This is a genomic window from Cedecea selenatireducens, from assembly GCF_042138895.1.
Taxonomy (GTDB): Bacteria; Pseudomonadota; Gammaproteobacteria; order Enterobacterales; family Enterobacteriaceae; genus Cedecea; species Cedecea selenatireducens.
Genome location: NZ_JBHIKW010000023.1, coordinates 14,970 through 33,263, shown reverse-complemented (window position 1 = coordinate 33,263; position 18,294 = coordinate 14,970). Strand labels below are relative to the sequence as shown.

Sequence of the window (18,294 nt, the reverse complement as noted above, 5' to 3'; positions counted from 1 at the left end):
AAGCAGGGCATTTTGCTGGCCTGGGCAAGGGCTATTTGTAGATAGTGGCAGTACCATACAGGTGGTTATCACCTCCCGCAGAGTTAATCACGTAGCCGGTGGCACCCTGTTCTTTGGCTTTTTCAGCCAGTTTGGCCTGCAGATCGTCAAGGTTGCTGGCTTTGGCCGTCACGGTGCCGATAGGTTGCATTTGACCAAGGTTTGCGTCACTCATTTCCTGGGCTGCCATGGAGGCAAAAGGCAGTGCAGCAAGAGAGATAACCGCAGAGAAATACAGCAGTTTTTTCATCTTTACATCCTCTTGAGCGTTAAGAGCGTAACACCTTTTTGTTGTCTGACAGTTACAGTTTAGTTCTCCTGCTGGCAGGCAATGACGCAAAAAATTGATGGACTTATGCGTGTTTTTTGAACGATAAAACTTGACCTAAAACTGACAAAAAACACACATTTATGTGGCTGATATTGTTGATTTAACGGGCGTCGGGGCGGACGAGGTCGAAACGCAGGGATTCATCGACCGTGTAATAGGCGGTGGGCCCCCCGGCTCGCAGCACGGGTTTTGCCAGCGCCGTCTGGTAAATGCCGTCGATAAGCAGTTCTTCATCAATATGCACCGCAACGACTTCACCCAGCACCAGCCAGCTGTTTAGCTCGTCGCCGTCGGCAGACGTCAGGCGAATGCACTGCGACAGGCGGCACTCAAAGTTGACCGGGCTTTCCGCCACCAGGCTGGCGTTGACCTTCGTCCCTGCAACCGGCGTCAGGCCTGCGCGCTGAAACTCATCTTCGCCACGGGGGAGCGTGACGGAAGTTTCGTTCATCTGTTCGGCAAGAGGGCGTGTGGTCAGGTTCCAGACGAACTCTTTGGTGTCGAGGATGTTCTGGACGCTGTCTTTCCAGCCGCTACTGGCGAAACCAATGATTGGTGGGCGATAGTTAAAACAGTTAAAGAAGCTGTAAGGTGCGAGATTACGCTGGCCCTGCAGGTTGCAGGAGGAAATCCAGCCAATCGGGCGCGGCCCGACAATAGCGTTCAGCGGGTCGTGCGGTAAGCCGTGGCCCACCGAGGGCTCGTAGTAATAACGTTTTTTACTCATTGCGCACCTGAATTGATGTTGAAGAGGTCAAATCGCCGTCGATGTATTTACCCGACGCAGAGAGCAGAGTATCTTACGCGCCCACACAAGGAGAAGCCCCGATGAAAACCCCAGCCGCCACTAAACCTGGTTTGCACCCGCGCAACCGCCACCGCAGTCGCTATGACTTTGCCGCGTTAACCGAAAGCAGCCCGGCGCTGGCCGCGTTTTTGCGTCAGGGACCGCACGGTGATACCACCGTCGATTTTGCCGATCCGTTAGCGGTTAAGGCGCTGAACCAGGCGTTGCTGGCTCATTTCTATCAGGTAAAGCAGTGGGATATTCCGGAAGGTTTCCTTTGCCCGCCGGTGCCGGGGCGCGCGGACTATATTCACCATCTGGCCGATCTGCTGGCGGAAGGTAACGACGGTGCCGTGCCCGCTCAGGCTTCCGTGCTGGATATCGGCGTGGGCGCCAACTGCATCTATCCGCTGATCGGGCAGCACGAATACGGCTGGCGCTTTACCGGCTCTGAGCTGGACGATGCTGCGTTCCGCAGCGCCCAGCAAATTATTGACGGCAATCCTGGGCTGAGCCGCATGATTCGCCTTCGCCGCCAGAAAAATGCCGCCTGTATTCTGGACGGGATTATCCACAAAAATGAAACCTACGACGCCACGCTGTGCAACCCGCCGTTCCACGACTCGGTGGAGGCGGCCCGCAGCGTGAGCGAACGTAAGCGTCGCAATCTTGGGCAGAGCGAAGATGGTGCGCTTAACTTTGGCGGCCGCGAGCAGGAGCTGTGGTGCGAAGGGGGCGAAGTGGCCTTCGTTAGCCAGATGATCAAAGAAAGTAAGGCTTTTGGTCGCCAGGTTCTGTGGTTCACCTCGCTGGTGTCAAAAGGTGAAAATCTGCCGGCGCTGTACCGCGTGATGCAGGAAACCGGCGTGGTGAAAGTGGTGAAAAAAGAGATGGCCCAGGGGCAAAAGCAGAGCCGTTTCATCGCCTGGAGCTTTATGGATGATGCCCAGCGCGCACGCTGGGCAAAAAAAACCGCGGGAAATAATTAGCCGGTCGGGCTGGCGGGGGGTAACGCACCCGCCGCCGCTTCTGAGGCCTGTAAGGTCTGCACCGCATCGGCACCCGGCTGCATGACCTGCACGGTTTGCACCGGTGGCCTGATGCCCGCATCATCAAAGTGTTTTTTGACCATGCCGTCGAGCGCGTAGCGCACCGTCCACTGTTTTAGCGGCAGGGTGGTAAAGGTGACTCTCACCGTAAAGGCCTGGTTTGTCAGCCCCACGATGCCTGAGAACGTCGGCTCGCCAATCACCAGCATGCGAATATCTTCCTGGCCCATCAGCGCTTCCACCGCCTCTTTCAGCACCCGGTTAGCTTTATCCACGTCCTCCTGCCTGTCGACGTCATAGTTTGCGACGAAGGAGCCGATCCCGCGCACAAAGTTGGCGAAGGTCGTTATCGATGACCAGGGGATGATGTGGTAAGCCCCGGTATCCTGGCGGACGCCCACCGAACGGATAGACATTTTTTCTACGGTGCCGGTAATCGCCCCGATGGTGACGTAGTCGCCGGTGTTCATCCCATTTTCAAACTGAATGAATATCCCGGTAATAATATCCTTTACCAATGTTTGCGAGCCAAAGCTTATCGCCAGCCCCAACGCGCCCGCCCCGGCCAGCAGCGGCGCAATATTCACGCCAATTTCAGAAAGCAGGATCATGATGGTGATGGTGCTTATCACCACGGCCAGCGCGTTACGGAACAGCGTCAGCAGCGTGCGGGCCCGCGCACTTGGCATTGGGCGGCCGTGGATATCCGACGCGAGGCGGTTTTCGATCAGGCTTGCCAGCAGCGTCCAGCCGACCGCAGAGAAGAAAAGGATAAGCACGATGCGAATCAGGATATCGACGGTTTTCTCTCCGGCACCCTGGGTAAGCCATTGCCAGACATCGAAAAGTCCCCAGGCATCCAGCAGCAGCATGACTGCTACGCAAACGGTAAGAATGCGCGCCAGCTTCAGCGAGACGGATATCCAGCCGTTAAGGCGTTTTTGCAGCTCGGGGTAATTACGCTGCACCTGGGGAGAAAGGGTGATGGTTTTTGCTATCCAGCGTGAAAGCATGCCGGAGATAAACGCCGCCACGCCGATGATCGTCAGGCTGTGCAGCGAGGCGCCCATCATAAATTTCAGGCTGTTGCCCGGATCGAAGAGCGAAAGGAAAAACAGCACCACAAAGTAGAGGCTGGCGAGCCAGTGCCAGATGAGCGCAAAAGCACGAATAAACAGGCTAAAGAAGCTCATTGAGCGGTCTGCCAGGTGAATCAGGCTTTGCTGGATGGCGCGTTTATTGTGGAAAATCAGGTACTGCGCCCAGACGGTGATCAGCAGCATCACCACCACGTTGACCGTGGCGCTGATCTGGGCGTTAACCTGATTGGCGAGAATCGGCACCACCACCAATAATCCGTAGCCAATGAGCGTACTCAGCCACGAAAGGCGCAGGCTCCAGTAGCGGGCGCCCTGGTCGCCGATGGGGAAGGGGCGCAGCGCCGGGAAGCGCGGGCTGAAAATGAGGCGCAGAACGGCTTTGAAGAACTCGATAAGCCCAAAGGCGTTGAGAAACAGCCCCTGCTGGCGCGCGATGGTGGCGTTGCCGGCGTTCATTTTGTCGCTGAGGAGCTGCCCGACGAACAGCGTCAGCGCCAGCAGCAGGATATCCACCGCGAAAGCGCCGAGGATGGTTATCGGCAGGTGAAGCCAGTTGGTATGGTCGCGATTTTTTCTTCGCCCCCAGTCGCCCATTTTGGCCCACAGCGGCCGGACGCAGGCGCGAAGCAGAAAATAAAATACGAAGACGGCGCTGGCAAGCATCGCGAAGTGGCTCAGCGCATTGAAGAAAGTCTGCTGGTTAAAGGCTTTCCTCGGTGCGCTGGCAATGTTTTGCTGGAGCTGCTCAAAGCGCTGCGTGAGTTCTCCCCCGTAGCGGCGACTGACGTCGGTGACGTTTTCGAGCACGGTTTTATCTTCGGTGAGCGTGTCCGGTGGCGTGATAGCAGGCACGCCTGGCGAGGCGTCGTCAGCGGCGACTTTGCGAAGCTGCTCGATGAGTTCACTGCGGGACCTGGGGTTGTCCAGGACGTCGGCGAGCGCCGAATAAGCTTTTTTCTTTTCTTCTACGCCGGGCTCTGCCGGTGCTGCGGTACTGCTTTGGGACGTTGAGGCGGCAACGGCGGCGGCGGGTAAGGTGACCGCATGGCCGGGCAGGCTCATCAGGCTAAACAGTAATATCAGGATCCATCGCACAGCGCTCCTCCGGACTGAGAAATCGGACAAAGGAGTAAGTATAGTGGCTGAGATTTTGGTGAGGTAAAAAGCGGGATAATTCCAGAAAAAGCAGGGCGGCCAGGCTTAGCCGCCCTGAGTGAAACGTTATGCGACGTGCTGCAGGAACTCGCGCAGGCGCGGGCTCGGCGGGTTGTCGATAAGCTCCTGTGGGTTACCGTCTTCCGCCACGCGACCTTTATCAATAAAGATCAGGCGGGAGGCCACCTTGGCGGCAAAGCCGACTTCGTGGGTGACGATAACCATGGTCATGCCTTCTTCAGCCAGGTCCTGCATAACTTTCAGGACTTCGTGACGCAGTTCCGGGTCAAGGGCCGACGTTGGCTCATCAAACAGCATCATCTTCGGTTTTACCGCCAGCGCGCGGGCGATAGCCACACGCTGCTGCTGGCCGCCGGAAAGCTCTGACGGGTAGTGATGCGCGCGCTCTGCCAGGCCAACCTTCGCCAGCAGCTCTTTGGCCAGCTTATCGGCAGCGTCTTTCTTCATGCCGCGCACGCGGATCGGGCCGAAGGCGACGTTTTCCAGCGCCGTCAGGTGCGGGAAAAGGTAGAACTGCTGGAACACCATGCCGGCTTCCTGGCGGATCAGGCGATCGTCGACCTTCGGATCGTTTACCTTCAGGCCGTCGACGATCAGGTCGCCGCTGGTGATTTCTTCCAGCTTGTTGATGCAGCGCAGCAGCGTGGATTTACCGGAGCCGCTTGGCCCGATAATCACCACCACTTCGCCCTGTTTGATGTTCAGGTCAATATTGTGCAGCACCTGGGTTGGACCAAAGTGCTTGGAGACGTTTTTAAATTCAATCACAGGATTTTCATCCTTCTTTCAAGGCGACGCAGCACGAAGCTCAGCACCAGGGTAATAATCAGATAGAAGACCGCAACGGCGCTCCAAATCTCCAGCGCGCGGAAGTTACCGGCGATAATTTCCTGACCCTGACGAGTCAGCTCTGCCACACCGATAACGATGAACAGCGAGGTGTCTTTGATGCTGATTATCCACTGGTTACCCAGCGGCGGCAGCATACGGCGCAGCGCCAGCGGCATGATCACGTGGCGAATGGTTTCACGTTTAGACAGCCCCAGCGCCAGGCCAGCTTCCTGGAAGCCTTTGTGGATAGACAGTACCGCACCACGGGTTATCTCTGCGATGTAAGCCCCGGAGTTGATCATGATGGTGACGACGGCGGCGCTAAACGGATCGATACGCAGATCGGTAAAGGCCATCGGCAGGGCGAAGTAAATAAACATTACCTGCACCACGATAGGCGTGCCGCGAATCACTTCGATGAAAACAAGGGCAACGTGGTTGGCAATCCAACCGCCGTAGGTGCGAGCAAAGCCCGCGACTAAACCAATTACTAAACCGCCGCAAAGCCCCAGGATTGAAATCCATAGGGTCATCTTAGCGCCTTCAAACAAGATGGGAATTGCAGGCCAAATGGCGCTCCAGTCAAACTGCATGATGTGTTCCTGTTGTCTACCGTGGTTCACCTCTTTGCGCTTCAGACCGGGGTCTTAAGGCGCTGGAGGCGTTTAATAATAAGAGGGGCGAAAGGCGCCCCTCAGGTCTTACTTAACGCTTAGAATTATTATTTTGGTTCAGTACCGAACCATTTTTTGTAGATTTCGTTGTACGTGCCGTTCTCTTTCAGGGTTTTCAGCGCGCCGTTGATTTTGGTGCGCAGTTCGTCGCTGCCTTTAGGCAGGGCGATGCCGTATTGCTGTGCTTCCAGAGACTCACCTACCGCTTTGAACTGACCGTTACCGGCGGTTTTGATGAAGTACAGGATGTTTGGCGTGTCGTGCAGAACCGCGTCAGCGCGGTTGGTGCCCAGTTCCATGTACGCGTTATCGATGTTAGGGAACTGACGCAGGTCTTTGGTTTTGATGTTGGCTTTCGCGTAATCAACGGAACCGGTGCCGCCTTTAACCGCGACCACTTTACCGTCCAGATCTTTTACGCTTTTGATGTCGTTGTTGTTGGCTTTGACCATCACCAGCAGGCCGCTTTTGTAGTAGCCGTCGGAGAAGTCGATCGCTTTTTCGCGCTCAGGGGTGATGGTTATACCGGCCAGCGCCAGGTCAACGTTTTTAGTCTGCAGGGCAGGAATGATGCCGCTGAAGTCCATTGGCTTCAGGGTGTAGTCCAGCTTCAGCTCTTTAGCGATAGCGGCCCACAGATCCACGTCAAAGCCGACATATTTATCGCCTTGCTTGAATTCAAAAGGAACGAACGCGGTATCGGTCGCAACGACCAGTTTTTTATCAGCGGCATGGGAAGATACTGCAAAAGCCAGGGTAAGTGCTGCCAGTGAAACTTTCAAAATCGACTTCATAGCATTTCCTTTGTTAATCCACGGGGCGATCCCCTGCGTCAGCGGCGACTCATGAAAGAATCGTGCCAAAATTGCAACTTACTGTTTTGCAAGGATGTGATTATTTAACATTGCACATTGAGCGTTGCAAGCCAGTCATAACGCACCGTTATGGTGCACCATTTTGGTGCGCAAAATGAACCGGCAGGGTAGGGGGTAGTTTTACCGCGAAATCAGAGGACAAAACAATCATTCGTTAACGATTGTGTGAGGTGATTATTACATTTTATTAACTTTGGGCTATGAATTGAGCAATGGTCTGCGCTGTTTTGGTGCAGGCCCCGACCCCGGGCGGGGAGGGGGCCATAGGAAAAAACTATGCGTTATTCAATGTTGGACTCGATGAACCACAGGAATTTGTCCAGATCGCGGGATGCGGCGGTCAAAATATCTGCGGTGTCTTCGTCTTTCGCTTCACTGACGGCTTTACGCACGTCGTTGGCTACGATGGCATAACGATCGGCCAGTTCTTTCAGGTGTTCCTGAACGGTATGAATGTCGAGCGGGTAGCTTTTCAGCGGGGTTTTGCTGTTGATCACCTGAGTGGTGCCCAGAGCAACACCGCCCAGCTGCACGGCACGTTCGGCCATGGTGTCGAGGTGTTCGGTCAGCGCCGTGCGGAAGCCGTCCAGCATTTCGTGTACGGCAATAAAGTTAGCCCCGCGCATGTTCCAGTGAGCCTGTTTGGTAATCAGCGACAAGTCGATGAACTGGACGACCTGGCGATTCAGCAGCTCGATGGTGGCTTTTTTCTCGCTGTCTTTCACATCATTGCGGGTATATAGCAGGTTTGTAGATTTAGTTTTTACCAGTTTAGCGGTACTCATAATCTTTCATCCTCTTGATGTTGGTGTCCCAATGAATTACCGGCAATAAGTATAGCACCGCTTTTTTACTTTGCTGGTGAGGGTAATACCTATCAAACCGATAGCGAGAGGAAAGTGGTAAAAGCAAATGCATTGTGGAACAGTGGGTTATCTCTACTTTCAAATTCGTGTCAAAAAGAATGAATAAATATGACAGCGAAAAGAAAATAATTCTTATTGAGTATTACCCGGTGGACAAAATATAAGTGCTTGATTGCGGGTAAATCATTTAATGCGGTAATTATCACCGCATTAAATGCAGGGCGACGGATTAATTTATGTCGACATTTTTAAGCTGCGTTTCGCGCTTCATGGTCAGCGTTGAACCCACTGAAGCTGCGATGATGGAGAGCAACGCCAGCCATTGCACCAGCGTCAGGTGCTCACCGAGGAACAACATGCCCGACAGCGCCGCAAGGCCGGGTTCCAGGCTCATCAGCGTGCCGAAAGTGCGGGTAGGTAACCTGGTTAACGCAATCATTTCCAGCGAGTAGGGCAGCGCCGTCGAGAGCACGGCAATCGCCAGGCCAACGGGCAGGAGCGACCATTGCAGCAGCGAGCTGGTCGCTTCCCATGCGCCCAGCGGAACAAAGATAATCGCCGCAATCAGAGAACCAAAAGCAACCGTCGCCGGGCCGTGCTCTGCGCCTGCTTTTTGCCCGGCAATAATATAGACCGCCCAACAGGCACCTGCCCCCAGCGCATAGGCAGCGCCAGCAAGGTCAACGTGGGAGATATCCTGGCCCAGCGGCAGCAGGAACCACAGCCCGGCGACCGCCAGCACCACCCAGATAAAGTCCACCGCCCGGCGTGAGGCAAAGAGCGCAACGGCCAGCGGCCCGGTAAATTCTAGCGCTACAGCAATGCCCAGTGGCACGGTGCGCAGCGAGACATAAAAGAGGTAATTCATGCTCCCCAGCGCCAGCCCATAAAACAGCAGAGGTAGACGCTGCTCTGGCTTAAAGCGCAGTCGCCAGGGCTTAAAAATCACCACAAGGATTAGCGTCCCCAGAAACAGACGCAGCGAAGTGACGCCCTGGGGGCCAATGAGCGGGAATAATGATTTAGCCAGCGAAGCGCCGCTCTGAATTGACGTCATGGCAATAAGCAGAACCACGATGGGCAGCCAGCGCGGTATATTACGGGAGGTTTGCGGCATCCTGTACCTTGTCAGTATTTGTTTGTATTTGGTCAAGAAAATAAAAGTCAGCCCAGTCTAAAGGATTAAGTTATGGCTGGTTGAATTTTCATTAAGAAAAATTCTCATGGCGTGGAGTAAGATCGGGCAGTTTTGTCAGTTTATGTCAAAAATAATTCCAGAATTATCTGAATGACGGAATTGTTATAGGGGTTAATATTTGCCGTCGCACGGCCTTATTCCTCAAGTTTTTTAGTGAGTTAACATGTAGTGGAAATGTTATGTTACATGAAAAGGTTCATTAGACAACACAATTGGCGAAGAGTTTCTGTCATCCTTTTGTTATATTTAAAACTTAGGACTTACTTGAAGCACATTTGAGGTGGATATTATGAAAAAAATTGCATGTCTTTCAGCACTGGCCTGTGTACTGGCCGTTTCCGTAGGTACCGCATCTGCAGCAACCAGCACCGTAACCGGTGGTTATGCTCAGAGCGATATGCAGGGCGTTGCTAACAAAGCTGGCGGTTTCAACCTGAAATACCGTTACGAAAATGATACCCCGCTGGGCTACATCGGTTCCTTCACCTACACCCAGAAAAGCGACACTCAGGACGGCGTGTACAACAAAGGTCAGTACTACGGCATCACCGCTGGTCCTGCTTACCGCATCAACGACTGGGCAAGCATCTACGGCGTGGTCGGTGTTGGCTACGGTAAATTCCAGCAGACCGCATTCCCAGAGCATAACTCTGTGAGCGACTACGGCTTCTCCTACGGTGCTGGCCTGCAGTTCAACCCAATCGAAAACGTTGCTCTTGACTTCTCCTACGAGCAGAGCCGTATTCGTAGCGTTGACGTTGGCACCTGGATTGCTGGCGTAGGCTACCGCTTCTAATCCCTTCCGGGATTGAAATAAAAAATCCGCCCACGTGGCGGATTTTTTTTTACCTGTAAACCGGCTGGCCGATTAACGCGTCCTGGTCTCAAAGATATCCGTCTGCAGATGAGTATAGTCCACTCTCTGTAGATTGAAGTTGGTAATCCAGGTCGGCCCGGCTTTTTGCTCGGAAATAAACTTGTACTTCGGCGTGAGTTCTTTCGCCTTAATCCCCGTCCATGCAGAGAAGAAATTCAGGAAGTCATTGGCGCTGCGGCGCGCTTTAATGAGCCTGTGCGTAGCGTCGTCGCTCGACAGCACCATAAATGGCACCTGGAAATTCTGCTGAAACTTATCGTCATGCGCCAGGTACTGCACGTCGGTGCCACGCTCTTTAAACGCCAGCCCGTGATCGGAGAAATAGACCATCGAGAAGCTGTTCCCGGTGTTTTGCAGCTGCAGATAAAGCTGTTTTAGCAGGTCGTCGGTTTGCGTCATGCTGTAGAGATAGCAGGACGTCTCTTTGGACTGGACAAAATCTTTATATTTGCCCTGAGTACGATCGCAGGCCTGCGGATGAGAGCCCATCAAATGCAGCACAATCAGCTGCGGCGTACTGCGCTGCGTGGCAAAAACCTGAGCCGTCATTTTTAACAGCGCTTCGTCGCGGGTATTTTTATCGGCCTCAAAATCACCGTTCTTCAGGAACTGCACTTCATCGGCGCGTTTTGCGATGCTGGCGATGGCGGTATCGTATTCGCCGATTTGGCCCTGATTTGAGAACCACCACGTCTGGAAGCCGGCGCGGTTTGCTAAGGTGACAAAGTTATCCTGATACTGTGGTTTGCCGTCTACAACGCGGTTCAGCGTCAGCCCCAGCGATTTTTGCGTAGAGCCGCTGGCGGAGACGTAATCCATAAACAGGTTGCCTTTTACCTGGCTTGCAAACGGGGTGTTATCCCAGTGGCCGCCAAAGGCACCCAGCGCGTCGCGGCGGGCGCTCTCGCCAATCACCACCACATAAGTGTGGTACTTAGGCTGAACAGAAACCACGTTCCAGGAGTCTTTCTGCTGAGAAAGCTCCTTCATGCGGGTCTGTTCTTCAATGACTTCGTGGTTATTGACCACGACGTCTTTCACAAAGCGAACTACCGGGTAGCCCGTGTCTTTAAATTTAAATACGCCGCCGTAGGCGAGGTTGTTCAGCGGGGTGACGAAAAAACAGCCCACGCTGACGGCCAGGCATAAGCTATCGAAATGACTCCACCGGCGTTTTTCTTCACCTTTGCGGCGCAATGCCATTACGCCAAGCGCGAGAATAAAGAGGGAAACCACGTAGCTGTACCACGGGAAGATAGTCATTATCTCCGTGGACTCTTCAAAATTGGTTGAGTGCAGCGCCAGTAACGTATTGAAGTTCGGCGAGCCGTAGGCCTGGCTAAACGGGAAGTACATCGCAGCCACGGCGCTGCAAAGCCCAATCAAGACTTTCTGGAAACGCGGTGTCGTGCGCCAAAGCAGTAAAAGCACGCAGCTAAAGGCAACCGCGTAAAGCAGGCTAAATTCGTAGCCGAGCGCAAAGTTAATTAAAAGGGACTGAAGAAAATAGAAACCGGTCCACGGATTCAGCATGATTCCGCGAGCAGTCAGGGTATCTTTAACCGTTACATTCATCTTTATTATGGTCTTGCAAAACGCCATGCGGTGACCCTGGCGATAAGGGTAGAGCCTGCCTGACAGACGGAAACGAAGGGGAGTAGCACCGCATCTGCGAGCCGCTTCATGTGCAGGGCTGCAAGAAGATAGAGCCGTAAGATAAGAAGATCAACTGATAACAGACAGCTGTTTTGCGAGACGGATAGCAAATCCGACAAATGATGGGGTTAAAGCTCGGCCAAAGTAGCCATTAGCGGGAATTTTGCAGGGAGAATGTGACAAAAGAATGACCGTTAGCCACCAACGCTAAGCGGAGTCGCCAGGCGGCGGATGCCTGGCGTTATTGGGTTTTTTCTTCTTTTTGCTGCGATTTGCCTGAAACCCAGTCACAAATCATGTTCAGCAGCATTAAGCGTACCTGGAAGGGAGATTGAGTAAACACGTTGATGCACCTCTTAAATTCGTTCATAGCGTCCTCCTGTTAGCCGTGCGACCGTTTTTCCATAAACAGGTCTGACTGCATTACATACAGGTATAGCACAGGCTATATTTTATAGCCATGGCTATTTCGTTAAATTTTTGTGGATGAGCAATGCTGGTTTACAATGACGCCTTCCGTTGTCAGATGACGACGCCGCGCCACTGGAAGAGGAAGCACTATGAGCCGTCGGGTAGGGCAAAAGAACAGCGAAAAAGTGACGCCATTACCGAATATTGAAGAGCATGTTGAGGGCTTCAGGCAGGTACGTGAAGCGCACCGCCGTGAGTTAATTGATGATTATGTTGAGCTGATTTCTGATTTGATTCATGAAGTGGGTGAGGTTCGCCAGGTCGATATGGCCGCTCGCCTGGGCGTTTCCCAGCCTACGGTGGCAAAGATGCTAAAGCGTCTGGCCTCCGTTGGTCTGATTGAGCAAATCCCGTGGCGTGGGGTCTTTTTAACGCCGGAAGGTGAAAAACTGGCGCAGCAAAGCCGCGAGCGTCATCAAATCGTTGAAAACTTCTTTCTCGCGCTGGGCATCAGCCCGGAGACCGCGCGCATTGATGCCGAAGGCGTCGAGCACCACGTCAGCGAAGAGACGCTGGACGCTTTCCGTAAATTCAGCGCAGAGCGGGGTATCGGCTAAACATGCTGCTGCGTCTGGCGCAGCCTTTCCTGCGCGATCGATTCCTGCATTTATTACTGCTTATCGGCGTTGCCCTAAGCCTGGCGGTGCCGTTCCGCCCGGCTTTGTGGCCCGCGGCTATCGACTGGCACACCATCATTACCCTGACCGGGCTGATGATGTTGACCAAAGGTGTGGAGCTGAGCGGGTATTTCGACGTGCTGGGCCGCAAGATGGTGGCGCGCTTTGCCAACGAGCGCCAGCTGGCGCTGTTCATGGTGGCGGCAGCGGCGTTGCTGTCCACCTTCCTGACCAACGATGTCGCGCTGTTTATCATCGTTCCGCTGACCATCACGCTGAAAAAACTCTGCTCGGTACCGGCCAGCAAGCTAATTATCTTTGAGGCGCTGGCGGTCAATGCCGGCTCTTTGTTAACGCCTGTCGGTAATCCACAGAATATCCTGCTGTGGGGGCATTCAGGGCTTTCCTTCGGGGCGTTTACCTGGCAGATGACGCCGCTGGCGCTGGCGATGACCGTCAGCCTGCTGGTGCTGGCGTGGTTTTGCTTTAAGCCAAAGCCGCTGCACTATGCTGGCGAGGCAAATGAAAGCCAGTGGCAGCCTAAGCTGGTCTGGTGCTGCCTGGCGTTCTATATCGTGTTTATTCTTGCGCTGGAGCTGAAGCTTGAAATCTGGGGGCTGGGGTTGATTGCGCTTGGGTTCCTGGTACTGGCGCGTAAAGTACTGCTCAGCATCGACTGGAGCCTGCTGGCGGTGTTTATGGTGATGTTTATTGACGTGCACCTCATCACTCAGCTTCCGGCGTTGCAGCATTCGCTTCAGGGCGTGGCTCAGCTTTCTTCAGGCGGGCTATTTAGCCTTGGCGTCTTGCTCTCACAGTTTATCAGCAACGTTCCTGCCACTATTTTGCTGCTGAACTATGTGCCTGCCTCGCTGCTGCTGGCCTTTGCGGTCAATATTGGCGGTTTTGGCCTGTTGCCAGGCTCGCTGGCGAACCTGATTGCCCTTCGTATGGCAAACGATCGCCGCATCTGGTGGCGCTTCCACCTTTACTCTCTGCCAATGCTGCTCTGGGCGGCGCTGGTGGGCTACGGTTTATTGCAGCTACTTCGCTACCTCTGATTCAGGCAGAAACAGGCAAGGAATGAGCAGAAATTCCCCATTCCAGAGCCGGACTCGACGCGTATAACTAACAGTCCGCACTCTTCCTTCCTGAAACCCTGACCATGAGGTACCGCTATGCGTTATAAAAAACTAGGTAATACCGGCCTGTTTGTTTCAGAGCTTTGCCTTGGCACCATGACCTTTGGCGGCGAAGACGGCATATGGGGCAAAATTGGCCAGCTCGCGCAAAAAGATGCCGACAGCCTGGTCGGCAGTGCTCTGGACGCCGGGATTAACTTTATCGACACGGCCAACGTATACTCCGGCGGGCGTTCGGAAATTATCACCGGGCAGGCGCTGAAAAACCTTAACGTGCCGCGTGAGAATGTGGTGGTGGCTACCAAGGCATTTGGCGAAACCGGCACCGCCGGGCCGAACTCCCGTGGCTCATCGCGTTTCCATCTCCTGAACAGCGTTAAAGATAGCCTGCAGCGGCTACAGCTCGACTATATCGACCTGTATCAGCTCCACGGCTTTGACCCCGCCACGCCGATAGAGGAAACGCTTCGTGCGCTGGACTCGCTGGTGCAGCAGGGACTGGTGCGCTATATCGGCGTCTCTAACTGGGCGGCCTGGCAAATCATGAAGGCGTTGGGGATCTCCGAAAGGTTGGGGCTGACGCGCTTTGCCTCTTTGCAGGCCTATTACACTATCGCCGGACGTGACCTGGAACGCGAGCTGGTGCCGATGATGCAGAGCGAGGGCGTCGGCCTGATGGTATGGAGTCCGCTTGCGGGCGGGTTGCTTAGCGGTAAGTACGATCGCGACGGGAAAGCCGAAACCGGCAGCCGCCGCCTGGAGTTTGACTTCCCGCCGGTCAACAAAGATCGCGCGTTCGATTGCGTGGATGTGATGCGCGAAATTGCCGATGTAAAAGGCGTTTCCGTGGCGCAGATTGCGCTGGCGTGGCTGCTGCATCAGCAGGCGGTGACGACGGTGATTATCGGCGCGAAGCGCCTCGAGCAGCTCAGTGACAACATCGCCGCGACGGGCATTCGCTTTAGCGATGATGAGCTTGAAAGGCTGAACGCGGTGAGCGAGCTGCCGCGGGAATATCCTGGCTGGATGCTGGAACGGCAGGGCGAGTATCGCCGGGAACAGCTGAAGAATCAGTTTTAGTCAGAGGTCAGCTTTCCCCCTCACCCCGGCCCTCTCCCAGAGGGAGAGGGGGAAAACAAAAGTTATGGGAAACATTGTTTATTCCCTTTCCCTTCCAGGGAGAGGGTTAGGGTGAGGGTAAAAATAAGAAGCGAGGCTCGGTTCCGGCATAAAGCGTATTTGTGACTTAGAGACAGCTCTCAGGAAGAGGGTAAAACTACCGTTTCAGCTTCAAATGCAGCAAAGGGAAAGGATTCCCTTCGCCGTCGAGTTCTGAACGCCCGATCTGTGCAAAACCCATATGCAGATAGAAACCCACGCCCTGCGGGTTCTGCTCATTCACGTCCACTTCATCAACCTGCAGCTGCTCAATGGCCAACTGCAAAAGCTGCTTGCCCACGCCTGTGCCACGGCTCTCGGGCGCAACAAACAGCATTTCAATGCGGTTTTCGTGGCAGCCGATAAAACCGAGTGGTTCGCCAGCTTCATCGGCCGCCAGCAGCATTGGGATCTGCGGCATGTAGCGTTCGCGAACCTGGGGCTTCAGCGCTCTGATATTTTGCTCAGGCAAAAAGTCATGCGTGGCGCGGACTGACGCCTCCCAGATTTCCGCCAGCGCATCAAAATCCGGCGGGGTTGCTTTTCTTATCGTTAACATTGTTGTTCTCAAAGGTCGTTAGTTAAACGGCGCTTCTTTTTTCAGGATCTTGTCGATCACGTCCAGCACACCTTGCTGGTTGCAATTCCCAGCCTGGTGGCTGGCAAGACGCTTAATTTTGTCCGGCGCGTTGGCCATAGCAAAACCGAACCCGGCCTGGGTCAGCATCTCTATGTCGTTGCCGCCGTCGCCGAAGGTCACGACCTCGCTGTCTTTGATGCCCCACTTTTCCTGCAGGATGCGCAAACCGTTGGCCTTATGAATGCCCGGAATAATCAGGTCGATAGAGCCGTGTCCGCTGGTGACCGGCACCATAATGCCTTCCAGCTCCGCACCGAGGGCGTCCATGGTTTCATCCAGTTGGCTATCCGGCAGGTTCAGGGCGAACTTGAAGAATACGTCGTCGAGGCCGGAGAAGTTTTCCACGTGCTCAAGACGGTGGTAGAACTTCGCCGCCAGCGCCTTAAAGTCATCGTCGTAGCTATTAAGGGTATAGCCGTTACGTTTGCCGCAGGCGATGATTTCCACGTGCGGCAGCGTCAGCAGATGATCGACAACCGTGTTGAACTCCTGCTTTGTCAGCTCACCGTTAAACATATCTTCGCCTTCGCTGACCACCCAGCCGCCGTTATCAGCGACGAAAGAGATCTCGTGGGCAATATCCGGGAAGAAAGAAATCAGCTGGAAATACTGGTTACCGCTGGCCACCACAAAGCGAATGCCTTGTTCCTTCATCTGCTGATATTGCGCCGCAAAGCGTTCGCGGTTGTAGGTTTTAGCGTCATCAAGAAAAGTGCCGTCCATGTCTACTGCAATCAGTTTGATGCTCATTGAACTCTCCATTATTCAGTCTCTAAAGCCTGCCCGGAAGGTTGCCCGGGTTTGGCTACGGCGCGGGCAACCAGCGCCGCAATAATCATTAACGTCAGCACGACCAGCATGGCGTGACGCAGGCCGTAATGCTCGCCGAGGAAGCCTAACAGCGGCGGCCCGACTAAAAAGGCAACATAGCCGGAAGCCGCCACGACGCTAACGCGGCTGGCCGGATCGGGGCCGGTATCGCCCGCCGCCGAAATGGTCAGCGGGAAGCCCAGAGACGTGCCCAGCCCCCAAAGAATCACCGACACGCCGGCAAGGAACGCGCTGTCGACAAAGACAATCATCCCGATGCCAATCACGCCCATGATTGCGCAGGCGCGAACCACGATAACTCGGCTGTAGCGGTCGATAAACCAGCCGCCGGTAAAGCGTCCGACCGTCATGCCTAGGGTAAAGCCAACGTAGATAAGCGAGCCGGACGTCGGGCTAAAGCCGTGCCCGTCGACCATCAGCAGCGGCAGCCAGTCGTTGGCTGAGCCTTCGGCAAACGCCATAGCCAGCACGACAAAGCCGATCAGCAGCAGCTGAATATCTTTATAAAACGGGCGGTGCGGTTCGTGTGTCTCGCTTTTTTCTGGATTGTCTTTGCCTACGCCATGCGGCACGGCGATAAGTGCGATAGCAATGGGCGCAATAACCACCAGGCCAATCAGCAGCAGGTGTCCCCAGGAGACCACGTTCCACGCGGTCAGGCTTAAGCCTATCCCGGCGCCGACCAGCGTCCCCAGGCTAAAGAAGCCGTGCATCATCGGCAGCACGGTTTTCTTCATCAGGCCTTCAATAATCGCGCCCTCAACGTTCATTGCCACTTCGGCGGAACCCAGTCCACTGCCGAGCAACGCCAGGCCAAAGGCAAACAGTAACGGTGAGGCGAGGTAAAGCGCGAGGCTCATCACCAGCATTCCGATGACCATCAGCGTCATGCCGCTGCGAATAATGGTGCGGGTGCCAAAGCGTTTCACCAGCCAGCCGGAGCAGAGAATACCGCCCATCGACCCGATGGACAGGCCAAATAATACGATGCCCATCCCGGCCGTAGAGACGCTGAGCGTATCGCGGATAGCGGGCGTGCGTGTGGCCCAGGATGCCATCACCAGGCCCGGGAGGAAGAAGAAGGTAAACAGAGCCCAGGTGCGGAGCTGTAAGGCTTTTCTCTGCGAGACAGACATGAACAACAACCAGTGAAAGAGAAATAAGGAGAGCAGACTAGCAAGCTTGTGTACATTTGTACATATCCCGGTATAGACTCTTCGCCATACTCTAAATTCAGGTAGGTAATGATGAGCAAAGCCCCGCGCCGGAATGACCCCGAACGCCGCTCTCGTATTCTGCAGGCAACGCTGGATATGGTGGTGAAATACGGCATCAGCGATATCACGCACCGTAAAATTGCCGCTGAAGCCGGGGTCTCGCTGGGATCAATGACCTACTACTTTTCCGGTATAGAGTCGCTGCTGTGCGAGGCGTTTACCCTGTTTGCCCATCAGATGTCGGACAGCTATCGGGAACGTATGCAGCAGGCCAGCAGCCGGGCTGAGGCCTGCGAAGCGATTGTCGATATGATTTGCGGTGGCTGCGTGGCCACGCCGTACAACATGCAGGTGATGTACCAACTTTATGCTTATGCCAGCTGCAATCCACAGCTAAAAGTCATCATGCAGGAGTGGATGGTGCGCAGTCAGCAGGCGCTGGAGCCGTTTTTCGACCCGCTAACCGCCAGAGCGCTGGACGCTTTTCTGGAAGGCATGACGCTGCACTATGTCACCGACCGCGAGCCGATGGGGCGCGACGATATGCGGGTGATGGTGAGAAGGATTGTTGGGTTGGGGAATGCAGAATAGAACGAGCGGAAAATCCGATAACGCTTTGTTGTTAATGCCCTAAAAAATAAAAACCCATCAACCTTGAACCGAAAACGGCGGGGTTGATGGGCTCCACAAATTGGGGACATCAAAGAAAAGCAGTGGCACTAATTCAGACTGACGCCCCGCCAGAAAGTTCGCTCAGGT

The 18,294-nt window shown here is 54.5% G+C and carries 19 protein-coding genes; 6 read left to right on the top strand and 13 right to left on the bottom strand.

All coding sequences use genetic code 11. The annotated features are described in order from the left end of the window. Positions 1 to 31: 31 nt before the first annotated feature. Both bhsA and ACE38U_RS21630 read right to left on the bottom strand, forming a co-directional pair. Positions 32 to 289: a multiple stress resistance protein BhsA gene (gene bhsA, locus ACE38U_RS21635; RefSeq protein WP_038474258.1), complete on the bottom strand. Its 258-nt coding sequence runs from the start codon at positions 287 to 289 to the stop codon at positions 32 to 34. 181 nt (positions 290 to 470) lie between these two features. Further along, positions 471 to 1,097, bottom strand: a complete 627-nt coding sequence (locus ACE38U_RS21630) for a flavin reductase family protein (RefSeq protein WP_038474255.1) — start codon at positions 1,095 to 1,097, stop codon at positions 471 to 473. Positions 1,098 to 1,198: 101 nt separating this feature from the next. On the opposite strand from ACE38U_RS21630, the gene rlmF reads away from it, so the two are divergent. Further along, complete coding sequence (gene rlmF, locus ACE38U_RS21625; protein WP_375530507.1) at positions 1,199 to 2,146, top strand: 23S rRNA (adenine(1618)-N(6))-methyltransferase RlmF; 948 nt, start codon at positions 1,199 to 1,201, stop codon at positions 2,144 to 2,146. Here the strand turns inward: rlmF and ybiO are convergent. From ybiO to rhtA, 6 genes are all read right to left on the bottom strand, one after another. Further along, complete coding sequence (ybiO, locus tag ACE38U_RS21620) at positions 2,143 to 4,401, bottom strand: mechanosensitive channel protein (RefSeq protein ID WP_375530506.1); 2,259 nt, start codon at positions 4,399 to 4,401, stop codon at positions 2,143 to 2,145. The genes rlmF and ybiO overlap by 4 nt on opposite strands. A gap of 126 nt (positions 4,402 to 4,527) precedes the next feature. Further along, the gene (gene glnQ / locus ACE38U_RS21615) at positions 4,528 to 5,250 is read right to left on the bottom strand and encodes a glutamine ABC transporter ATP-binding protein GlnQ (protein WP_038474247.1); all 723 of its coding nucleotides are present in this window, start codon (positions 5,248 to 5,250) and stop codon (positions 4,528 to 4,530) included. Further along, the gene (glnP, locus tag ACE38U_RS21610; protein ID WP_008461026.1) at positions 5,247 to 5,906 is read right to left on the bottom strand and encodes a glutamine ABC transporter permease GlnP; all 660 of its coding nucleotides are present in this window, start codon (positions 5,904 to 5,906) and stop codon (positions 5,247 to 5,249) included. The genes glnQ and glnP overlap by 4 nt, the downstream gene beginning before the upstream one ends. A 128-nt stretch (positions 5,907 to 6,034) precedes the next feature. Next, on the bottom strand, positions 6,035 to 6,781 hold the full coding sequence (gene glnH, locus ACE38U_RS21605; protein WP_038474244.1) for a glutamine ABC transporter substrate-binding protein GlnH: 747 nt from the start codon (positions 6,779 to 6,781) through the stop codon (positions 6,035 to 6,037). Between the two features lie 362 nt (positions 6,782 to 7,143). After that, entirely contained in the window at positions 7,144 to 7,647 is a 504-nt protein-coding gene (gene dps / locus ACE38U_RS21600; protein WP_038474241.1) for a DNA starvation/stationary phase protection protein Dps, read from the bottom strand. Between the two features lie 310 nt (positions 7,648 to 7,957). Next, positions 7,958 to 8,845, bottom strand: coding sequence for a threonine/homoserine exporter RhtA (rhtA, locus tag ACE38U_RS21595; RefSeq protein WP_038474238.1), 888 nt, complete (start codon positions 8,843 to 8,845; stop codon positions 7,958 to 7,960). A 370-nt stretch (positions 8,846 to 9,215) separates the two neighbouring features. Between rhtA and ompX the strand changes: the two genes are divergently transcribed. Further along, a complete protein-coding gene (gene ompX / locus ACE38U_RS21590) occupies positions 9,216 to 9,722 on the top strand; it encodes an outer membrane protein OmpX (RefSeq protein WP_038474235.1) in 507 nt (168 codons plus the stop codon). Positions 9,723 to 9,794: 72 nt separating this feature from the next. On the opposite strand, the gene ACE38U_RS21585 is transcribed toward ompX, so the two are convergent. Continuing rightward, complete coding sequence (locus ACE38U_RS21585; protein ID WP_176983027.1) at positions 9,795 to 11,378, bottom strand: phosphoethanolamine transferase family protein; 1,584 nt, start codon at positions 11,376 to 11,378, stop codon at positions 9,795 to 9,797. A 322-nt stretch (positions 11,379 to 11,700) separates the two neighbouring features. After that, positions 11,701 to 11,829, bottom strand: coding sequence for a manganase accumulation protein MntS (mntS, locus tag ACE38U_RS21580; protein WP_176983026.1), 129 nt, complete (start codon positions 11,827 to 11,829; stop codon positions 11,701 to 11,703). A 190-nt stretch (positions 11,830 to 12,019) separates the two neighbouring features. Between mntS and mntR the strand changes: the two genes are divergently transcribed. The 3 genes from mntR to ACE38U_RS21565 all read left to right on the top strand — a co-directional run bounded on the left by mntR (position 12,020) and on the right by ACE38U_RS21565 (position 14,769). Beyond that, entirely contained in the window at positions 12,020 to 12,487 is a 468-nt protein-coding gene (gene mntR, locus ACE38U_RS21575) for a manganese-binding transcriptional regulator MntR (RefSeq protein WP_038474227.1), read from the top strand. Between the two features lie 2 nt (positions 12,488 to 12,489). Beyond that, entirely contained in the window at positions 12,490 to 13,608 is a 1,119-nt protein-coding gene (locus ACE38U_RS21570; protein ID WP_038474224.1) for an SLC13 family permease, read from the top strand. Positions 13,609 to 13,725: 117 nt separating this feature from the next. Next, positions 13,726 to 14,769 carry an aldo/keto reductase gene (locus ACE38U_RS21565; protein WP_038474221.1) on the top strand — a complete coding sequence of 348 codons (1,044 nt, stop codon included), beginning with the start codon at positions 13,726 to 13,728 and terminating at the stop codon, positions 14,767 to 14,769. 196 nt (positions 14,770 to 14,965) lie between these two features. On the opposite strand, the gene ACE38U_RS21560 is transcribed toward ACE38U_RS21565, so the two are convergent. From ACE38U_RS21560 to ACE38U_RS21550, 3 genes are read right to left on the bottom strand one after another with little or no spacing between them, the layout of a single operon-like run. After that, the gene (locus ACE38U_RS21560; protein WP_038474217.1) at positions 14,966 to 15,406 is read right to left on the bottom strand and encodes an acetyltransferase; all 441 of its coding nucleotides are present in this window, start codon (positions 15,404 to 15,406) and stop codon (positions 14,966 to 14,968) included. Positions 15,407 to 15,424: 18 nt separating this feature from the next. Beyond that, positions 15,425 to 16,237, bottom strand: a complete 813-nt coding sequence (locus ACE38U_RS21555; RefSeq protein WP_038474214.1) for a Cof-type HAD-IIB family hydrolase — start codon at positions 16,235 to 16,237, stop codon at positions 15,425 to 15,427. Between the two features lie 11 nt (positions 16,238 to 16,248). After that, positions 16,249 to 17,454: an MFS transporter gene (locus tag ACE38U_RS21550; RefSeq protein WP_038474211.1), complete on the bottom strand. Its 1,206-nt coding sequence runs from the start codon at positions 17,452 to 17,454 to the stop codon at positions 16,249 to 16,251. Between the two features lie 111 nt (positions 17,455 to 17,565). Here ACE38U_RS21550 and ACE38U_RS21545 point away from each other — a divergent pair, with 111 nt between their 5' ends. Next, complete coding sequence (locus tag ACE38U_RS21545; RefSeq protein ID WP_375530508.1) at positions 17,566 to 18,126, top strand: TetR/AcrR family transcriptional regulator; 561 nt, start codon at positions 17,566 to 17,568, stop codon at positions 18,124 to 18,126. Positions 18,127 to 18,294 lie beyond the last annotated feature (168 nt).